Genomic DNA, 18,458 nt, shown 5'->3' on the forward strand with positions numbered 1-18,458 from the left:
ATATTACACGTGTTTTAATTTGGATATTTGCAATAAAACTGACGCTGTGATTTCTTCACCCGCCAGCATGCCGCTTGCAATTGTTTTGCGTAGTTCCGGATCGTGACTCAATACCTCTCCGTGCGCGGGTGCGATGCCAAAATCGGCTTCCCGGATCAGTTCAAGATCAAGCAGCGAGTCTCCAGCCGTATAGATTTCATCAAGAGAGAGCCTGGATTTCAGGTATTCAACTGCTTTCCACTTATTAAGCGGATTGGGAATAAAGTAAAGCTTCCGCCCCTGCAGAGATACTTGCCAGCCCTTATCGGCGCCCCACTCTTTCACAGCGGATATATCGATATACGGTATTTTTTCCTCATGTAAAATGAGATACACGAAATAGTGATGGGCGATTCGGGTTCTTTTTACCGCCTCTGATAAAGAGAGACCTGCGATTTCCCTCAGTATGGCCTCGATCGGCAGACACGACGCCAGCTCCTCTTTCATCAGCTCGTCCCACTCTTTCAGAGGCTCGCCGTCTTTTAAGATGCACCCGCCATTTGTTGTCACCGCATATTCCGGCACAATGTCCTGCTGGAAACATCCGATTCTCTTATACTGTTCGTTTGTACGCGTGGTGACGGGGATAAAATAGTGATCCTTCTGAATCTGATTTAAGTGCTCTTTTACGGCTGAGGAAATATAGGAAAGCTCCCGCCCATTTAATGTTTCAATCAGCTCAATCCCGGCTTCCTTATCGGGCGTGCCGATCATGTGCCTTGAATAAATTAATGTTCTGTCTAAATCGCTGGCAAACGCGTTCATAGGCTTTTCTCCGCCGGACGAATCAGCCCGCAGCAGCTGTAAGACATGTTCTCGTATTCTTCTACAGGCACTCCCCGATCCTTTGCCAGTAAAAGAATATGTTTCAGCGTTTCTTCAGCGCCAGGCTGAATCAGTATTTTCCAAGGCACTCTGCGAAGAAGCACACGGGTCGTTTCTCCGACACCAGGTTTAATCAGGTTCGTATTGCTGATGCCAAATTGCTTTCGGATCGTCTCAATGGAAGCCAAGCCGTCCCAAGCCGGTTTCATACGTACGCGCTGCAAGCCAATCGCCAGACGTTCTGCTTCTTTAAAAATAGACGGAAATTGCTCGGCTATCGTTTCAATATAGAATACAGAAACATCCTCTTCGCTCAGCTCACGGTAATATTTCGCCCCGTGAAAATCATCCGGCCCGATCCATTTTTCATTTAAGACCGTGCGGCTGACAAGACCCGAGACCGTAGAGTTCAAGCAGGCACTCGGAATCAGAAAATCCTCCTTCGTTCCGTAGATGTCCGCGCAATCACCCGGATCGGCAAGCACCGCAATTTCTGAGGAAAGTCTCGTATTCCAGCGCTGGTTAAACTGTTCGATGGATCGATTCAGTTCTTTAGTAATAGCGCCTTTGCCTGTCCAGCCGTCGATAAAGGCGATTTTTCCGTCTGGATGATGCTTCAGCATATACTGCAAGGCGTTTTCATCAATTCCCCTGTCCCGAATAATCGATATGCTGTAGTGCGGAACTGAGACGTGATACTTCATCTTGATGTACCGTTTGATCAATACACCGATCGGCGTGCCCGCCCTTGCCAGACTGCACAAAACCATATGCTCACCGTGTTTGGCGAAAAGCTGCTCCGCTACAGCTCCGGCCGCTAACGCAACCTTCTGTTTACTATCTTCAAGCGAGGCATAAAACAGTTTCATATATTCATCTGTCGGCTTATATTCGATCGGCAGCATCTCTGAGTAATGGGTGCCGCTTTGGATCGAGCGTTCCCGTTCTTCCGTGCTTTTTTCAATCGAAACAGCGGACAAATCTTTTAATAGAAAGGTGACATCCTCCTTCGGATAGCTCCCAATCTGGTCAATTATCTCAGTCAATTCAGATCACACCTTTCGTGAAAGGGTTACAATGTGGATATGCGGCACTTCTTTTTCTTTGAATATATGAAAAATTGGCTGTAACGCCTCATCCGAAACGGTCTTTTCAAGACAGAAAAAGACCTCGTCATACGCTCCGGCGGGGAGGTTATAGATAAAATGGCGAACCGCCTCATCTTCGGGATTCATAAATGAATAACCGTTTTGCACAGCATAGCCCGCTTTGACAACAGGGTGAATCGGGCTGCGGGTAGTAGAGTGATAGGAAATGGAGCCCTGAAGATGCGCTGCGATTTTCATAGGAATGTACATCAGCTCTCCCGTTCCAAGCACAAGCGTTCTTCTCCCCTTCCGATACTGTTCCACATGCTGCGCAGCTAGGCGGCAGGCCTCGTGAACCGCCTGCCTGTCACTCGCCTTTAAGCCAAACCGCCCTGTTTCCTTCACATAAAAATGCTCGTCTGCGAATATGGCCGGCTGATAAGGTAAGGATGCAAAGAAGCCGGACAAGTCGATGTCTGTTCTGTTTATTGCTGATTCCTGCGGCTTCGGTCTGTAATCATAGGAGGACTCTGACAAAAGCTCTCCTTTAAAGGAAATGCGCCCAGACAGTAAAGCTGTTGTTGATATGGTAACCCCTAATTCCCGTTCCGCTTCAGCATAAGCTTGTTTGTGCTCCTCAGTGCGCCAATCCAATAAAGACAAAACAGCGTATTCTTTGCGGGGGAACTTCGATTGTATATCCCGAATGATATGCAGTGCGGTTTTTCCTGTCGTGATTTCATCATCCACGAGAATCACCGGGCAATCGTTGTTGATCATATGAGGTTCCGCATAGCATAGCTGGTCGGTCGCATGGGAGTGCTCCTCGACAAAGGTAATGGAAGGCTCGTTGTTCCGTATCAGTTCACGTGTTGTATGGACATACGACGCATTCTCAATGCAGTCATAAACCGCGTGTCCAAGGGCTGTCGCCGTTTCCGCAAACCCGATCACAAGCGGCGCCTCCTCTAGTGCAATACGCTGCTTTTGCAACGTTCGATAAGCAGCCCGAAGCCCGCTGTCCGTTCCTGAAAGAAAACCGTTCAGAATGTCGGCCTTCTCCTTCAGCTCACGGCCCGTTTTTCGTTCAGCGTACTCCAAAGCAAGCAGCCCTGACGCCAAAAGCGGCTTCAGCGGATGAACTGGAATATGCTTTCCCAGCACTTTGCTGACAAATAAAAAACCCCTTTTTTTGTTTACACGCGCCGCCATTTCAAATAAGACTTGCTCCGGAATAGAAAGCGGATTGTCAGTGACCGACAGGTCAACCGCCATATTGTCCAATATTTGAAGTGTTTTGCTGTTCGTTGAGCAAATCGGAGAAAGATCGGTTTTCATGATACACCCCATAGATTTCTGATTTTATTATGATGTTCTCAGCCCATTTCATATGGGGCTTCATCTCATTCATTTTGTTGGAAAAATGGCTTTTCATCACACCGATTGAACCGTTTCCGTGATGAATAATGCTTAACGCATCCATATAGTCTTCCTTTGATACAACATACAGGCTGTTTACCGCTTTAAGCTGAGACGGGTGAATGACCGTTTTCCCGTGAATCCCGTTAGCGATATCAAGCTCTGTTTCCTTCACCAAACCTTTGACATGCTCATTCAGCTCAGAAGGCTGGTGCGCTGACAGAAGGTGAGGCTTTTGCGCTGTCTGGAAATATTCCCAGACCGATCCAGAAACGACAAACGTCCTGCCGAAATAATTGATGACATCCGCCATAAAATCGGAAATCAGGCGAATATCATAGATGGTTTGCCCCGGCTTTCTCCGGATGCCGTATAACCCGCACAAATCAGTCGCACCGATTCGCACATTTAAAATCAAGTCCTGATATTGATGCAGAACCGCACTCAGCTCTCCGAAAGCCTCCGGCCGCGTCTCTTTAGAAAGCAAATCGGGCGTTTCTAAAATCGGCATTCCATAAATCGGCGCTCTCCTATCGCGAGAGATGTTTTCCAGCGTTTCCGCATAGTCACGGGCGTTCACTCCCGAACATTTCGGAAACACAAAACCGGTTAACAAATGAAGAAAGCGCTTCAAGCGGCCCGCCAGCTCCTGCAGCTGCTTCGGAGAACGCACCCTTACAAACATGAGCGGAAGATTATCCGGTTCTATTTTGTTTTGCTGAATCGCCTGTTCTATGCGCTCAAGCTGAATATTGAGATTATGTTCAGCCTGCTCGACTTCATGATCCCCAATCGCATCCTCTAAGCAGAAAACAACGGACGTTAGATCCTCGTACTTTTGTTCAGTAATCATAGCGGCTATGTCGTGGCGGGTTGCAGGCATATATAATAGGGCTCCCAGCGCTTGTTCAAGCCATTTTTTAGGCGCCTCTTTCGTGACCTGTTTCGGCACTTGATAAAATACATGCTCTTCTTGACGCGCTGATAAATAGTGGAAATACCGCAAACCAGTCACCCTCTTTTCTGTAACAAAAAAGGAAGGACATGAAACTCCCTCCTTGTTTTGTTTTATTCTTCTTTTGACGCAGCTGTTTGTTCGCGCACCTGCTTTTGTTTGTTGATATAGTGAATGATAAATGTTACCGCAAATGCAGCGATAATGATAATGAAGAATACAGAATGCGGCATTTCATAATGGAAAGCGCTCCCTGCCATTTTCAGCGCGATAATTCCGATTAACACGAATGCTGTGTTTTCAAGCTCAGGGATTTTATCGATCAGCACAAGGAATACTTTTGCGACTGTACGCATCATTAAAATACCCAGCATACCGCCGATCAAAAGAACCCATACTTTTTCAGACACCGCAAACGCGGCCAAGATGCTGTCCACAGAAAAGGCAAGGTCCATCAGCTCAACTGAAATAACAGTTGCCCAGAAGATACCGAATGTACGGACCATCCAAGAGTTTTTCTTAATACCGTCTGCTTCCTCTTCTTTTTCGCCGATCCAGAAGTGCTTAATGACGAGCCAAGCCAGGTAAAGCGCGCCAAGCACTTTGATCCACCAGAATTTAATGAGAAGCATACCGAGTCCGATGAATATAAATCGGAAAATGTACGCTCCGAATAAACCATACGTTAACGCTTTTTTACGCTGTTTTTCCGGAAGATGTTTCACCATAACTGCAAGAACTAACGCATTATCGGCCGATAAAAGGCCTTCCAGCACAACAAGGGAACCGATCAGACCCCAAGAAACCGGATCAGTCAGAACTTCCCCCCACATTTTCCAATCGAAAAATGAAGCATACGTAGACATGATGTGATGTAAAAATTCCAAGTTTTTTCCTCCTATTAATTGAAAACGGTGACTGCTTTATTTGTCACTCGCTTACACCTGCAAACCGTAGTTCCGGCATAATGAAGCAAGGCCGCCGGAAAAACCGCTGCCGATCGCATTGAACTTCCACTCGTTTCCGTGTCTGTACAGCTCACATACGACAACGGCTGTTTCAATGGAGAAATCTTCTCCCAAATCGAAGCGAAGAAGCTCATTTTGAGTCTCTTCATCTGCAACGCGTACAAACGCGTTTGACACTTGTCCAAAGTTTTGGCTGCGTGCTTCCGCGTCATGAATTGTAACTGTGATGCCGATTTTCTCAATGTGAGCAGGGATTTTTGAAAAATCAACGATGATCTGCTCATCATCTCCGTCGCCTTCACCGGTGCGGTTGTCACCCGTATGGATGACACCGCCGCTCGGGTGCTCAAGGTTATTATAGAAGACGAAATCGAGATCATTCACACAGTTATCATGCGCATCCACTAAAAAGGCTGAAGCATCCAGGTCAAAATCGTGTCCGCCTGAGTACTTATTTGTATCCCATCCTAAACCGATCACCGCTTTTGTGAGTCCCGGGTTTGTTTTCGTTAAGTCAACACGCTGTCCTTTTGCTAATTGAATGGCCATACTGCCTCTCTCCTTTCTGCTCTTCGTAATATGTCTTAACCGACTTGCAAGCCGTAGTCTGTTGCGATGCGGGCAAGACCGCCTTGGTAGCCTGAGCCGATAGCAGAGAATTTCCATTCGCCGTTGTGTCTGTAAAGCTCTCCAGCGATAATTGCCGTTTCAATAGAGAAATCTTCCGCAAGATCGTAACGAATAAGCTCTTCATTTGTTTCTTCATTGACAATGCGTACAAACGCGTTTGACACTTGTCCAAAGTTTTGGCTGCGCGCTTCCGCTTCGTGAATCGTGATAACAAATGAGATTTTGTCGATATTCGCAGGTACGGCGCTGAGATTGACTTTTACATTCTCGTCATCACCCTCGCCAAGACCTGTCAGGTTATCGCCTGAATGAACAACTGAACCGTTTCCGCCTTCAAGCTGGTTATAGAAAATAAAATCATTTTGACTTGCGCATTTTCCAGACGCATCTAAAAGAAATACACTTGAGTCAAGGTCAAAGTCATGACCGCCGTCATACTTATTCGTATCCCAGCCTAAACCGACAACAACCTTTGAAAGACCCGGATTTGTTTTTGTTAAATCTACTTTTTGTCCTTTTGCCAATGAAATTGCCATGTTTCATCCACTCCTTTTTCTTTTATACGTACCGGTTGACAATATCTTCTAATCTCGTATCGTTTGTGCCTTCGCCGACCGCCGCGAATTTCCATTCGCCGTCCTGGCGGTAGATTTCAGCGGTAATCAGGCTTGTCCTGCCTGCATAATTGTCTTTCAAATTGTATTTGAGCATTTCTTCATGATTCGATTGATCAACAACACGGATAAAAGCATTTTGAATCATGCCGAAATCCTGTTTTCTTCTCACGCAATCATAAATATTCACAACAAATACAAGCTTATTAATGTTGGCAGGCACTTTCGCCAAATCAATTAAAATCTGCTCATCATCGCCCGCTCCGTCGCCTGTCAGGTTGTCACCTGTGTGCTTGACACTGCCGCAGCGGCTTTTCAGGTTTCCAAAATAAATGACATTTTTCTTATCAGTGAATTTGCCGTTTTCCAGCATCAGCACTGATGCGTCACAGTCAATATTTGGTCCGCCTCCGCCGAGCAGCTTTCCAAAAAAGCCGCCGCCTGATGAAACCGGGTCCCAGCCGAGACCGACCATCAATTTTGACAGACCCGCTTTTCCTTTTGTTAAATCAATTCGCTGACCTTTTTCTAAAGAAATTGCCACACGATTCACTCCTAATCATCGAAATGTGAATATAGTCACATTTATTTTTACGTACAAACGTAACTTGAGTATGCCGTAAATTATTAATATATACGTTTTTTATTATATCAAAGTTTCGTAAAAGTTAAGAATAATTGACGAAAATCCTCGAAAAAAATCTCCCATATTTGATATATGTTTTGCAAATCATATGAATGGCGGATCTCAAACAAACCATTTGACGTGAGCGAGTCATTTTGCCTATTCTTGTATCACATTCTAAAAAGCAACGGAAAGGAAGCGGCCTTTTGATTCATTTAAGCATACTTGATCAGGCACCTGTTTCTAAAGGAGAAAGCCCCGTGACAACCCTTCAGCATTCGGTCGAGCTGGCCGGACGAAGTGAAGAATGGGGCTATAAGCGTTATTGGTTTGCCGAACACCACAGCACGAAAGGACTGGCAAGCACGGCACCGGAAATTATGATCGCCCGTATCGCGGCTCACACAAACAAGATTCGTGTCGGGTCTGGCGGTGTGCTTCTGCCTCAGTACAGCCCGTTTAAGGTGGCCGAGACCTTTCGCCAGCTTGAGGCCTTGTATCCGAACCGGATTGACCTTGGTCTCGGGCGTTCGCCGGGCGGAACGACGAAAACCCGGCTCGCACTAACCGACGGCATCAAAAAAAGCTTAACCGATTTTAACAGACAGCTTCAGGATGTCTCTTATTTTCTGACCGATTCGCTTCCCGCCGGGCATCCGTATGCCGGGATCAAAGCGGCTCCTCTTATTGACACAGCACCGGAGCTTTGGGTGCTTGGATTAGGGGAGAACAGCGCAAGGCGAGCGGCCCATCAGGGAATCGGATATGTGTTTGGGCATTTTATCAGCCCTGAACGAGGGGAAAGCGCGTTTCGTATCTATCGTGAAAACTTTCAGCCATCAGCCCATTTCACATCTCCGGCCGCACTGTTTACGATCTTTGTCATTTGCGCAAAAACAGATGAAGAGGCAGAGGAGCTCGCGTTAAGCCAGGATTTGTGGCTTCTTCGCGTCGGGAAAGGCTTGGACAGCAGGGTGCCAAGCATTGAGGAAGCGAAAGCATACCACTATACTGAATCAGATAAAAACCAAATACGAGAAAACAGAAAGCGCATGGTCATCGGTTCTCCAAGCACTGTAAAACAGCAGCTTCTAGAGCTGGCGGACCGCTATGAAACAAATGAAATTATGGTTCTTTGCAATGTGTTTGATTTTGAGGCGAAAAAAGAATCATATGAACGTCTTGCCGGGTTATTTCTATAAAAAAAGCAGTTTTTCCCAAAGGAAAAACTGCTTTTTATTTTTATCTGTGCCCTTTTTTACGCTGGGTTTCTTTTTTGATAAACGTCCATATCCCCTGAACTGCAAATCCGATCAGGAGCAGAACAATTAACAGCAGGGTAATGGAAGGCCCTGGCGGTGTGCCGAGCTGATAAGATGACGTCAGTCCCATAAATACACTGAATAAGGAAATGAGTATGGCTGACATAAATACCATGTTAAAGCCTTTTGCGATTCTAATGGCGAAAGCTGCCGGCAATACGAGCAGTGCCGATACGAGCAGTACGCCGATAATCGGAATAATAACTGAGATCGCAAGACCAGTGACAATGCTGAATGACATCGACAGAATGTTTGTATTGATTCCGGACGTTTTGGCTGTTGCTTCATCAAATGTCAGCAGATAGAGCGGCCTTTTCAGCACGATAAAATAGAGCAGGATCAACAATGTAATGATGCCGATAATATAGACCTGCTGCTGGTTAACCGTCACGAGCGACCCGAATAAGTACTGATCAATGCTCATATTGGCGGCGCCTTTCGAAAGGCTGATTAAAAACATCGCGAAGGACAAACCCGCCGCCATTAAGATGGCAATGGACACTTCCGAGTATGTCCGGTATGCCCGCCGCATGTATTCAATTCCGACCGCGCCGACGGTCACAACGACTATGCTCGCCGCGGTAATATTGGTGCTGAGGAAAAAGCCGATGGCAACACCCGACAGTGAAATATGCGAGAGTGTGTCAGCCATTAAGGCCTGCCTTCTAAGCACAAGATATACCCCTAAAATCGGGGCCATGATGGCGATCATGCCGCCTGCTAGAAAAGCTCGTCGCATGAATTCCAAGTCAAACATTTCCATCCGCCTTTTTCTCCTCTCTCTAATCGAATCACTTTATCTAAAAATTGCTGTACTTCATTTTGTTCATGAGTGACCATCACAACTGTGCGATTGTGATTTTTCACCAAGTGGTGCATGAATTCGTAAAACCCTTTTCTGCTGTCATAATCAACCGCTGTCGTCGGTTCGTCCAGCATTAAGAGATCGGGATTGCTGGCAAGCATTCTGGCAATACAGATTTTCTGTTTCTGGCCGCCCGACAAGTCACCGATTTTCCGGTGGCGAAGCTCCCACATTTCCACCATTTTCAGGGCTTTTTCTACTTCGATATGATCTTCTTCATTCAAACGTTTAAACCATTTCCCTTTTGTGTACCGGCCGGATTGGACAAGCTCAAGCACGGTGCTCGGAAAACCTGCATTAAATGAAGAAATTTGCTGCGGGACATACCCTATAGTCAGACGTTTTCCTTCTGCATTCTTTTTACTGATTGTTACCTTGCCTTCCCACGGTTTCAGCATGCCGAGCATCACTTTTATCAGCGTTGATTTAGAAGCGCCGTTTGGACCTGTGATGCCGACAAACTCGCCGCTTTCAATATCAAGAGATACTTTATCCAACACAGGCGTGTGGGAATAGCCAAAAACGATATCTTTCAATGAGACGAGATTCATGTCAATCTTCCTTTCTCACAAAGAAATAGTGTGCACCCTCCGGCGCACACTATCTTTTTATTTATCCAATAGTGAATCTTTCAGGGCATCGAGGTTTTGCTTCATGATGTCGATGTACCCTATACCTTTATCCTGTTCTTCTTTGCTTAAGCCTTCCAGCGTATTCAGCACTTCTGTTTTCGCGCCGATTTCACTGGCCAGTGTATCTGCAACCTTGGAGGATGCAATTTCTTCAAAATATATAATGTTCACGTCATGCTCTTTCGCATACGTTTTCAGTTTTGCTAAGTCAGCTGCACTCGGCTCTTGTTCAGGAGAAAGCCCCGCAATCGGAACCTGAGTCAGGCCGTATTCTTTTGCCAAATAGCCAAAAGCTGTGTGCTGTGTGATAAATTCTTTCTTCGCCGCTTTTTTTACGGTTGTACGATATAGTTTATCAAGATCCTGCAGTTTTGCAATATATTCTTTACTATTTTTCTCATAGTATTCTTTGTTATCCGGGTCTTGCTTCACGATTTGCGCAGTAATATTTTCAACTTCCTTTTGCGCTAAAACAGGGCTGAGCCATACATGAGGGTCCATTTCATGGCTGTGTTCATGCTCTTCGTGATCTCCGTGTTCATGTTCATGTTCATGTTCGTGTTCTTCTTCAGAGCCCTCCATTAAATCGATGCCCTTGCTCGCATTTACGAAAACCGCATGATCTTGGCCCATGCTTTTTTCAGTTGAAGGAACCCAAGTTTCCATGTATTCGCTATTATAAACGAACAAATCTGCGTCCTGAATACTTGCAATATCCTTCGGCGTCGGCTCCCAGTCGTGCGGTTCGACAGAAGACGGAATTAAAAGATCCACATCGCCCTTATCTTTCACAATTTGTTTCGTAAATTCATACATCGGGTAGAACGTCGTGACAATGTGCAGTTTATCACTCTTTGAATCCGCTGACCCTTTCGTTGATGAGTTGCCGCATGCCGCGACCAATAAGAAGCACGCTGCAATCACAAACAAACCGCTCCATTTTTTAAACATAACGATATCCCCTCTTTTTCACAATGACTTTAAATCAAAATGATAACGATTTTGTAATCCTTAATAATAATAAACCGAAGTCATTACGTTTTGCAAGATTAATTTTATGTTGACGCTATGTTTTTATTTTTCCCGCGTGCAGCGCGGATATATGTACTGAAAAACCCGGCAAACTGCGCCGGGCTGACTTCTTATTCTCTTGTGTTCAAAAGATATACTCTGCTCTCGTAAGGCTGAAACACCATTTCATCAGCAATATCACCGTTGTTTTTATAATTGCTGAGTAAAAGGGACGCCTGATCCTTGCTGCAGCACTCCGGCCATTGGAATACAGCCTGCTCTTTTGAAAAATTATTCACCGCCAAAAGCTTTTGCCGGCCGTTCTCTCTGACGTATACAAACAGCTGCGGATCATCTGGGAGCAAGAGATCGTAGCTTCCTTTTATGAGATCTGCATACTGCTTTCTCAGGCTAGTCACCTTTTTGTAATAGGCTAAAATGGAATCTGGGTCTGCTTCCGCTTCCTCGGCATTGATGGATGCATAGTTCGGATTGACCTTCAGCCATGGCGTTCCGTCCGTGAATCCGGCATTCTTCCCGCTGCTCCATTGCATCGGCGTCCGGGCGTGATCCCGGCTTTTGGCCAAGATAGAAGTCATCACTTCTTCAGGATCATAGCCGTTCTCAAACACCCGTTTATGATACATATTAATCGTTTGGATATCTTTGTAGTCCTCAATTCTCGTAAACGGCGCGTTTGTCATGCCGATTTCTTCTCCTTGATAAATATACGGCGTGCCTTTCATAAAATAAAGGACAGTGGCAAGCATTTTCGCAGACTCTTTGCGATATCTCCCTTCATCTCCGAAACGGGAAACGATCCGCGGCTGGTCGTGGTTGCACCAAAACAGAGTATTCCAGCCTTTATGTTCAAGCGTCTTCTGCCACTTTGTTAATACAGATTTTAAATCAGAAAGCTTTAGGGGCTTCAGATCCCAATGTTCTTTTCCCGGCTGCTGGTCAAGCTCCATATGCTGAAAGTGAAAAATCATATTCAGTTCATGCTTATCCGTTCCCGTATATGTCAAGCCTTCCTCCGGTGTGACAGAGCCAACCTCACCGACCGACATGACATCGTATTGTGAAAATACTTCGTCTGTCATCTCTTTTAAATAGTCATGGATGCGTTCGCCGTTCGGCTGGAAGGGTTTCGGTTCTGCACACTGATTGACGTAGTCCTCATGTGAAGGAAGGAACTCTTTCTTTGAGATCAGATGAAGCTGGTCTATACGCAAGCCGTCGACCCCTTTATCGAGCCAAAACTTCATCATGTCATATACCGCTTGGCGAACGTCAGGGTTTTCCCAGTTTAAATCAGCTTGTTTGACGGCATTCATGTGCAGATAATATTCGCCAGTGTGCTCCTCATATTGCCAAACAGGACGTCCGTAGTCTGACACCCAGTCTGTCGGCGGGCCATCTTCGGTTCCGGGGCGCCAAAAGTAATAACTGCGGTACTTGCTGTTTTTGTCCAGCTCCGCTTCTTTAAACCACGGATGCTCGACTGAGGTGTGATTTAGGACAAAATCCATGACAAGCTTTAAGCCGCGCTGATGCACCTCGTCAAGCAGATCATGAAAATCCTCCATCGTGCCGTAAGACTCCATAATCGTCTTATGGTCAGTCACATCATAACCGTAATCAACATTTGGAGAAGGGTAGATGGGACATATCCAAATCACATCTGCCCCAAGCTCCTTTATGTAGTCCAGCCGGGAAATCATTCCCCGCAAATCCCCGATCCCATCTCCATTACTGTCCTGAAAACTTCTTGGATATATTTGATAAACGACTGCATCCTTCCACCAGTCTTTTTTCATCCCGCACTCCCCCCTGTTTTTTTCTTTCTACTCGAGCTGAGACGGATAAAGTGTCATTCCCCCGTCTACAAACAGTGTTGTGCCGGTGACATAACTCGCTTCTCCCGATACGAGCCAAGCCGCTGCAGCCGCCACTTCTTCCGGTTTTCCGAAGGCTTTCATCGGAATTTTTTTCAATTGCTTTTGTCTGTTTTCTTCTTTTTTCGTGTCGACGTTGGACTCTGTGGCGATAGTGCCCGGTGCTATCGCGTTAACGCGAATTCCCTTGTCTGCATAGTTAAGCGCCAGCGTTTCCGTCATCATCTTGATGCCGCCTTTAGAAGTTGAGTATTGAACATTGACTGGGCGCGGAATCTGCTGATGAACACTTGAGATATTGAGCACATTGCCTTTGATATTGTTCTTCATCATGTGATTGAGCGCGGCTTTTGCCCCCATAAAGGTTCCCGTTACGTTTACATCAATGACCCTTTGCCAATCTTCAAGGCTCATCTCATGCGGCATGGCTTCTGTACCGTTGAAGCCTGAATTGTTCACCATTACATCAAGCGTGCCAAAGTGTTCTAAAGCGGCATCCATCAGCGCCTGAATCCCTTCTTCCTTTGACACGTCCGCTTCGACTGCGACGGCTTTCCCTCCATTTTGCTTAATGATGTCCACTGTTTCATCGGCTCCTGACGGATCATTATGATAATTCACCACCACATTCATTTTCTCGCGGCCAAAGCGTTCCGCAATGGCTTTCCCGATTCCTTTTGAAGAGCCTGTTACGATGGCTGTTTTCCCGATTAAGTCTTTATACATAAATGATGTCCTCCTCTGATTTTCCATTGTGTATCTGGAAAATACCCCATTTTTCCGGGTTGAAAACAGCATAAAAAAAGCAGAGAACCTTTTCGGTTCTCTGCCATCTCTTATTGGAAGCGCTGCTCGGCAAGTGTCTTTTTTATGTCCATCAGCCTGCGGTAAAAGAAAGCGGCGGACTCGTAATTTTGCTGCTGATTGAAGCGTTCTGCCGCGTCCAGCAGCAGCTCCTCTGCATCAGCGAGAAGCTGGCGGGATTCGAGAAGGTCAAAGCATTCTTCGAGTACCTTCCTGTCGCCGCTGCCAAGATAAAGCTCGTGAATAAGGCGGAATTTTGTTAAGTACATGTCATCCGCCCATTCTGCCGCGCATTTTACCCCGTGTTGATACGTCTCTATTGCTTTCTCATATTTTTCTTCTTTACAGTAGATATGTGTCAGTGAAAATACAGCTTGAACGGTCTGCTGAAATTTGTGCTCTTCAAAAATGGCGGCGGCCTTCTTGAAATAGCCCTCCGCTTCGCTAAGATCTCCCAAGCTGTACTTACAGTGGCCTACGTTATAATGAGCGGCGGCAATCATATATGCTTCCTCAAGCTGCCTTGCATGATCCAAAGCGCTGTACAAGTGCTTGAGCGCCTTTTCATGATGATAGACATCCGTCAAATTTCCGGCAATGATAAATTCACACTGCACACGGCGGCGGCCGTACAGTTCGTATTTCGTATAGATATCAAGCGCCTGGCTTGCATAATTCATCGAAAAATACGTTTGTTTGATGTGATAATACACTTCTGCGACCTTAAAAAGAAATTCAGCTTTTTCAATCTCATCTTCCACATACTCCAGCTTTTCCTCTGCGTGCTTATAATGATCGATGGCTAAAATGAAATTTTTCTGCTTAAATTCGTACATCCCTCTGAAATAGTAAAAATAATATTCTAATAAGCCCGTCAGTTTTTGCTGATTGCTTTCAATTTCGTTCAGCATGTCAGAGAACGGAGGCTCGGTGTCGCTGTCTTTCACCGGCATCAGCTTGTCCAGCATGATCCGATGCCGAAATTCCATCAAAGAAAAATATAATAGCAAATCCTGATTTTCTTCCATGTCTTCTAATTCGTACTCGATCTCCTGCTTTAACGCTTCTGCTTTATCTGCTTCAAACGCACGAATGTGTTTGTACCATTCGTTTAGTTTTACCGCCACTTCTTCAGATGGAATCTTTGCTCTCATTGTTCTGCCTCCTTCCTCCTGCTACTATTTATGTTATATTTTATCATAGCTATTCTCTTTTAGAGAGAGTCAATGGCTTAAAACATAACATTCAGCACCTCATGAGAAAGTGAGACCGGTATGAAATTAATAGCAAAAACATCCTTCATCTTATGCCTCCTGTTTGTGGCGGACCTTTGTTTTTCATATGTGCGGCACGCATGGCACTCGCAAACCGCCCTGCAGGACAGGCCTGTTCCGTCTGCTCTTAATCCGATTGTGAAGCAGAATGCCGACACCCTCAAGGCTGCCGCTGCGCATAAAGGCATCTCAATCGTGATTACCGAAGGATTCAGATCCTTCAAGGAACAAGACGAATTATATAAGCAAGGACGTACAAAAAAAGGGAATATTGTCACCTATGCAAAAGGAGGGGAATCATATCATAACTATGGTTTGGCGATTGATTTTGCTCTTCAGAAAAAGGATGGAAGCATCTTATGGGATATGGATTACGACGGCAATCAAAACGGGAAATCAGATTGGCTGGAGGTCGTCACCATCGCTAAAAAACTCGGATTTGAGTGGGGCGGGGATTGGGAACGGTTCAAGGATTACCCTCACTTGCAGATGATTCCTGACTAGACACCTCACAGCCTCTTCTTTTTTCTTTTATGCGCGTCAATATATGAAGGATAAATCGGCTTATACACAAGCTTATAATGCTGATGGCTGCCTGCTGAAAAATCAGGCTGCCACTCCAGCTTCACATCAAACGCTGATAAAAATGCTTCTCTCGCTTCGTCAGCTGAAACATCCGGTTTGTGGTTGATTGTTTCTAATTGCTCTGGGTCTATATCCGGAGCCATAAAAGCGTCAATTTTTCCGGTTTCCGGGTTGACGATGATGCGGGCAGCGCCGAACCGCAGCGGTATTCCTTTATACCAGACAGAAAAATGATTGCGGACCCTGCCTCTTTCGTCGATTCGGATTGGATTAACTCTGAAAAACTCATCAGCTCTCGGATAGAGTGCGTACAAAAACTGAAGCGCTGTCTCTTGGCATTCTTCCATTGAGTAATGTGCAGAACCCTGCTGTTCCATAAAAGAAATAGCTGCTTTTAATTTTCCTGTTTTTTTATCAGTCTTCATTTTGATTGTATTTTTATTTCTCGTTGCAAAATAGCTTCCTATGCTTAAATCCTTTCGCTCCGGCGCACTGCCTTTGCGCCAAGTGCTTCCAAGTTCCTCTCCGAAGTCCTTTTCACCGACTTTTTTCATATCAGGGGTAAATCCAAGCATTCCATATATATCGGTTTCTTCTTTTTTTTCAAGCGGCGGGAGAGGCGCCCCGTTTTCCGTTCTTTCATCCGATATATGCTGGTCAGGCACGATTTCATCTACATCCGCTGGATAGCTGTAACCGGGCAAAATCGGTTCATAGACGAGTCTGGGCGACTGTTCATCATCAATGACGTCATACATGAGCCGTAAAGACATGGTATTGACGTAATGGGAAATGACCTTCTCTTTCTCTACGAATTCCTTTGGGATGTCGGCTTTGTTCCCTTCTCCGTAATATAAAAAATGGACAATCTGTCCGCTGCGGGTGATATCTATTAAAAATCCTGAATTAGGAAGCGAGAGGCCCAGCTGTTTTTTTGTATAAACAAACCGGATGTGATGCCCTCGTTCTTCCTTGGCTTGAAAATGAAATTTCATAAATGTGGCCGGATGGTGGGCTGCGGCAAACTGAAGAGCTGTCAGCTTCAGCTCGGCATCTGGGAGCTTTTTGTCCTGCTCGAGGCCGGCGGCTGTTGAAAATGTGAGCAGAGCGCCGTCGTTCGAGAGTTCCACGATAATTTGCTTTTCCGGATCTTCGGGGTTCTTCCAAATGAAGTATGCATGCCCCTTCTTCTTTTGTTTTTGAGCATAATCTTCGATCTCAAGCTCATAATGCGGCGGTACATTTCCGATCTCTTGCGCCTTCTTTTTCAGCTGTTTGTTTACCAATGAAGTCATCCTTTCAAAGAGTCTACGACAAAGAGAACCTTGTTTATTATATAAAAAGACCCTTCTTCTTTGAAAGTGAAGAAAGGTCCTTTTCTATTAAGGAAACTGGATTTCCACATTCTTTCTATTACTTTTTTCATACATCAGCCAGTACACATGCCGAAAATGTGTGACTTTTGACTGTTTTACAATGCACTTATGACAGCCTCACCAGTATGGGCATCAATCAATCTCGGATATACCGGCTTGTAGACGAGACGATAGCTGTTTTCTTCATCTTCTTCGTATTCTCTCTCCCAGCCAAGCTCGACTTTAAAATGGCGCCAAAAGATAGACTTGGCTTGTTCCGGTGAAATGGATGGAACAGGGTCAATCGCTTGGAGCACTTCAGGGTCAATGTCCGGTCCCATGTAAACGGTAATAAGTCCTGTCTGGCGGCTGACGCAGATTTTGACCTGCCCAAACCGAAGCGGAACTCCGTTACAGTGCACGTCAAACGTAAAGACGGCTGACGAGCTTTCTTCATCCTGTTCATCGTATTTGATCTTAAAATATTGATCAGCATTCGGAAACAACGCAAACAGAAAACGAATGGCGATTTTTTCGCACTCTTCCTCGCTTACGGTATACGGCCCTTTTTCGTCTATAAAAGACATAACACCTTCAAGTTTTCCGGTTTCTTTGTTATGGATGGTTTTCAGCACTTGGTGAATCCGTCCTCTTAACCAGCTGTCCATGCTTTTATCCGCCGGTTGATACACAGGATTATCCGGATTCCGCCAGACGACCCCGATTCTCCCATCCCCTAGATCCGTTTCCCGCTCTTTGACTAAGCCTTTTTCGACCCCGATCATGCTGCCAGGATCGGCCTTTTCGTGAATGCCCTCGAATAAAGGGAGAGGAAAGCTTTCCCGCTCCCTGTAATCGTCATTATCAAATTCTTTTTCTTCTCGAACCAAATCAGCAGGCACAGCAATGCCCGCGTTTTCAAACTCATACACCAAATGCGGCTGATCGTCTCCGTTTTTGTAGACAGAGCGATGAAGGATCTCAAACAGGAGAGTGACATCTACATCTTTCTTGAAATAAGCCAGTGCTTCTTTTTCATCTGCGACCTGTTCCGGCTTGATTATATTGCACGCTTTCCCGTAATACCGAAAATACACCACCTCCCCTGATAAGGAGACATCAGCCATAAATCCGCTCATAGGAAGCGGCAGCCCGTCTTCCATTTGAACATATGAAAACCTTACTTTATCATCATACGCCTCATCATTTTCTTCACGGACAAATGCAGACGGAGCTTCAGGATAATGAGAGTTCACGAACTGAATCAAGATATCCTCTATTTGGTCTTCGGACAGCTTCTCATCGCTTTCAAGCTCAATATCACGAGAAAGCCCTTCCAGCTGTCCGTCCGGTCCAAGCTCTACGATGATCCCTTTGTGTTCATCCTGCGGATCTATCCAGCAAAAATACGACCTTTTCCGTTCATCACCATAATCTTCAATTTCCAGCTTTAAGTGTGTCGGCACACGGCCGATTTCCAGTGCTTTTTGTTTCAATTCCTCTTTTTTCACCAAGGCGGCCCCCTTCTTCGTTCGAATGTCACCCTTCG

Annotated in this window: 18 protein-coding genes; 2 read left to right on the plus strand and 16 right to left on the minus strand. The window is 45.5% G+C overall.

All coding sequences use genetic code 11. From position 1 onward, the window contains the following. Window positions 1-3: 3 nt before the first annotated feature. From H7F27_RS19265 to H7F27_RS19300, 8 genes are all read right to left on the minus strand, one after another. Window positions 4-804 carry an HAD family hydrolase gene (locus H7F27_RS19265; RefSeq protein ID WP_185848320.1) on the minus strand — a complete coding sequence of 267 codons (801 nt, stop codon included), beginning with the start codon at window positions 802-804 and terminating at the stop codon, window positions 4-6. Beyond that, complete coding sequence (locus H7F27_RS19270; protein WP_185848321.1) at window positions 801-1,910, minus strand: cysteine protease StiP family protein; 1,110 nt, start codon at window positions 1,908-1,910, stop codon at window positions 801-803. Before H7F27_RS19270 ends, H7F27_RS19265 begins: the two co-directional genes overlap by 4 nt. A 6-nt stretch (window positions 1,911-1,916) precedes the next feature. After that, a complete protein-coding gene (locus H7F27_RS19275) occupies window positions 1,917-3,227 on the minus strand; it encodes a phosphoribosyltransferase family protein (RefSeq protein ID WP_185848957.1) in 1,311 nt (436 codons plus the stop codon). After that, on the minus strand, window positions 3,217-4,377 hold the full coding sequence (locus H7F27_RS19280) for an HpcH/HpaI aldolase/citrate lyase family protein (protein ID WP_185848322.1): 1,161 nt from the start codon (window positions 4,375-4,377) through the stop codon (window positions 3,217-3,219). Before H7F27_RS19280 ends, H7F27_RS19275 begins: the two co-directional genes overlap by 11 nt. A 62-nt stretch (window positions 4,378-4,439) precedes the next feature. Then, window positions 4,440-5,213: a TerC family protein gene (locus tag H7F27_RS19285; protein WP_024120125.1), complete on the minus strand. Its 774-nt coding sequence runs from the start codon at window positions 5,211-5,213 to the stop codon at window positions 4,440-4,442. A 51-nt stretch (window positions 5,214-5,264) separates the two neighbouring features. Continuing rightward, window positions 5,265-5,843, minus strand: coding sequence for a TerD family protein (locus tag H7F27_RS19290; protein WP_010332927.1), 579 nt, complete (start codon window positions 5,841-5,843; stop codon window positions 5,265-5,267). A 35-nt stretch (window positions 5,844-5,878) separates the two neighbouring features. After that, window positions 5,879-6,460 carry a TerD family protein gene (locus H7F27_RS19295; RefSeq protein WP_010332926.1) on the minus strand — a complete coding sequence of 194 codons (582 nt, stop codon included), beginning with the start codon at window positions 6,458-6,460 and terminating at the stop codon, window positions 5,879-5,881. 22 nt (window positions 6,461-6,482) lie between these two features. Continuing rightward, entirely contained in the window at window positions 6,483-7,082 is a 600-nt protein-coding gene (locus H7F27_RS19300) for a TerD family protein (RefSeq protein ID WP_010332925.1), read from the minus strand. A 287-nt stretch (window positions 7,083-7,369) separates the two neighbouring features. Between H7F27_RS19300 and H7F27_RS19305 the strand changes: the two genes are divergently transcribed. After that, window positions 7,370-8,365: an LLM class flavin-dependent oxidoreductase gene (locus H7F27_RS19305; protein WP_101860199.1), complete on the plus strand. Its 996-nt coding sequence runs from the start codon at window positions 7,370-7,372 to the stop codon at window positions 8,363-8,365. A 40-nt stretch (window positions 8,366-8,405) separates the two neighbouring features. Here H7F27_RS19305 and znuB read toward each other — a convergent pair whose 3' ends face one another. The 6 genes from znuB to H7F27_RS19335 all read right to left on the minus strand — a co-directional run bounded on the left by znuB (window position 8,406) and on the right by H7F27_RS19335 (window position 14,849). After that, complete coding sequence (gene znuB / locus H7F27_RS19310) at window positions 8,406-9,248, minus strand: zinc ABC transporter permease ZnuB (RefSeq protein WP_024120123.1); 843 nt, start codon at window positions 9,246-9,248, stop codon at window positions 8,406-8,408. Continuing rightward, window positions 9,206-9,901, minus strand: a complete 696-nt coding sequence (znuC, locus tag H7F27_RS19315) for a zinc ABC transporter ATP-binding protein ZnuC (RefSeq protein WP_024120122.1) — start codon at window positions 9,899-9,901, stop codon at window positions 9,206-9,208. The genes znuB and znuC overlap by 43 nt, the downstream gene beginning before the upstream one ends. Window positions 9,902-9,958: 57 nt before the next feature. After that, window positions 9,959-10,933 carry a metal ABC transporter substrate-binding protein gene (locus H7F27_RS19320; RefSeq protein ID WP_185848323.1) on the minus strand — a complete coding sequence of 325 codons (975 nt, stop codon included), beginning with the start codon at window positions 10,931-10,933 and terminating at the stop codon, window positions 9,959-9,961. A 191-nt stretch (window positions 10,934-11,124) separates the two neighbouring features. Further along, the gene (locus H7F27_RS19325; RefSeq protein ID WP_185848324.1) at window positions 11,125-12,813 is read right to left on the minus strand and encodes a glycoside hydrolase family 13 protein; all 1,689 of its coding nucleotides are present in this window, start codon (window positions 12,811-12,813) and stop codon (window positions 11,125-11,127) included. 27 nt (window positions 12,814-12,840) lie between these two features. Continuing rightward, the gene (locus tag H7F27_RS19330) at window positions 12,841-13,617 is read right to left on the minus strand and encodes an SDR family oxidoreductase (protein WP_024120119.1); all 777 of its coding nucleotides are present in this window, start codon (window positions 13,615-13,617) and stop codon (window positions 12,841-12,843) included. A 110-nt stretch (window positions 13,618-13,727) separates the two neighbouring features. Then, entirely contained in the window at window positions 13,728-14,849 is a 1,122-nt protein-coding gene (locus H7F27_RS19335; protein WP_185848325.1) for a response regulator aspartate phosphatase, read from the minus strand. Window positions 14,850-14,969: 120 nt separating this feature from the next. Here H7F27_RS19335 and H7F27_RS19340 point away from each other — a divergent pair, with 120 nt between their 5' ends. Beyond that, the gene (locus H7F27_RS19340) at window positions 14,970-15,473 is read left to right on the plus strand and encodes a peptidoglycan L-alanyl-D-glutamate endopeptidase CwlK (protein WP_185848326.1); all 504 of its coding nucleotides are present in this window, start codon (window positions 14,970-14,972) and stop codon (window positions 15,471-15,473) included. A gap of 5 nt (window positions 15,474-15,478) precedes the next feature. Here H7F27_RS19340 and H7F27_RS19345 read toward each other — a convergent pair whose 3' ends face one another. Next, window positions 15,479-16,840, minus strand: a complete 1,362-nt coding sequence (locus H7F27_RS19345) for a YcdB/YcdC domain-containing protein (RefSeq protein WP_185848327.1) — start codon at window positions 16,838-16,840, stop codon at window positions 15,479-15,481. A 185-nt stretch (window positions 16,841-17,025) separates the two neighbouring features. Next, entirely contained in the window at window positions 17,026-18,447 is a 1,422-nt protein-coding gene (locus tag H7F27_RS19350; protein WP_185848958.1) for a YcdB/YcdC domain-containing protein, read from the minus strand. Window positions 18,448-18,458: the final 11 nt, after the last annotated feature.

The sequence above is a fragment of the Bacillus sp. PAMC26543 genome, from assembly GCF_014250375.1.
GTDB classification, from domain to species: domain Bacteria; phylum Bacillota; class Bacilli; order Bacillales; family Bacillaceae; genus Bacillus; species Bacillus halotolerans.

What these genes read in the sequence shown, in the direction of transcription:
- H7F27_RS19265 (WP_185848320.1), bottom strand. Translation starts at nt 804, where the DNA reads ATGAACGCGTTTGCCAGCGATTTAGACAGAACATTAATTTATTCAAGG.
- H7F27_RS19275 (WP_185848957.1), bottom strand. Translation starts at nt 3,227, where the DNA reads ATGGCGGTTGACCTGTCGGTCACTGACAATCCGCTTTCTATTCCGGAG.
- H7F27_RS19290 (WP_010332927.1), bottom strand. Translation starts at nt 5,843, where the DNA reads ATGGCCATTCAATTAGCAAAAGGACAGCGTGTTGACTTAACGAAAACA.
- H7F27_RS19295 (WP_010332926.1), bottom strand. Translation starts at nt 6,460, where the DNA reads ATGGCAATTTCATTGGCAAAAGGACAAAAAGTAGATTTAACAAAAACA.
- znuB (WP_024120123.1), bottom strand. Translation starts at nt 9,248, where the DNA reads ATGGAAATGTTTGACTTGGAATTCATGCGACGAGCTTTTCTAGCAGGC.
- znuC (WP_024120122.1), bottom strand. Translation starts at nt 9,901, where the DNA reads ATGAATCTCGTCTCATTGAAAGATATCGTTTTTGGCTATTCCCACACG.
- H7F27_RS19320 (WP_185848323.1), bottom strand. Translation starts at nt 10,933, where the DNA reads ATGTTTAAAAAATGGAGCGGTTTGTTTGTGATTGCAGCGTGCTTCTTA.
- H7F27_RS19325 (WP_185848324.1), bottom strand. Translation starts at nt 12,813, where the DNA reads ATGAAAAAAGACTGGTGGAAGGATGCAGTCGTTTATCAAATATATCCA.
- H7F27_RS19330 (WP_024120119.1), bottom strand. Translation starts at nt 13,617, where the DNA reads ATGTATAAAGACTTAATCGGGAAAACAGCCATCGTAACAGGCTCTTCA.
- H7F27_RS19335 (WP_185848325.1), bottom strand. Translation starts at nt 14,849, where the DNA reads ATGAGAGCAAAGATTCCATCTGAAGAAGTGGCGGTAAAACTAAACGAA.
- H7F27_RS19340 (WP_185848326.1), top strand. Translation starts at nt 14,970, where the DNA reads ATGAAATTAATAGCAAAAACATCCTTCATCTTATGCCTCCTGTTTGTG.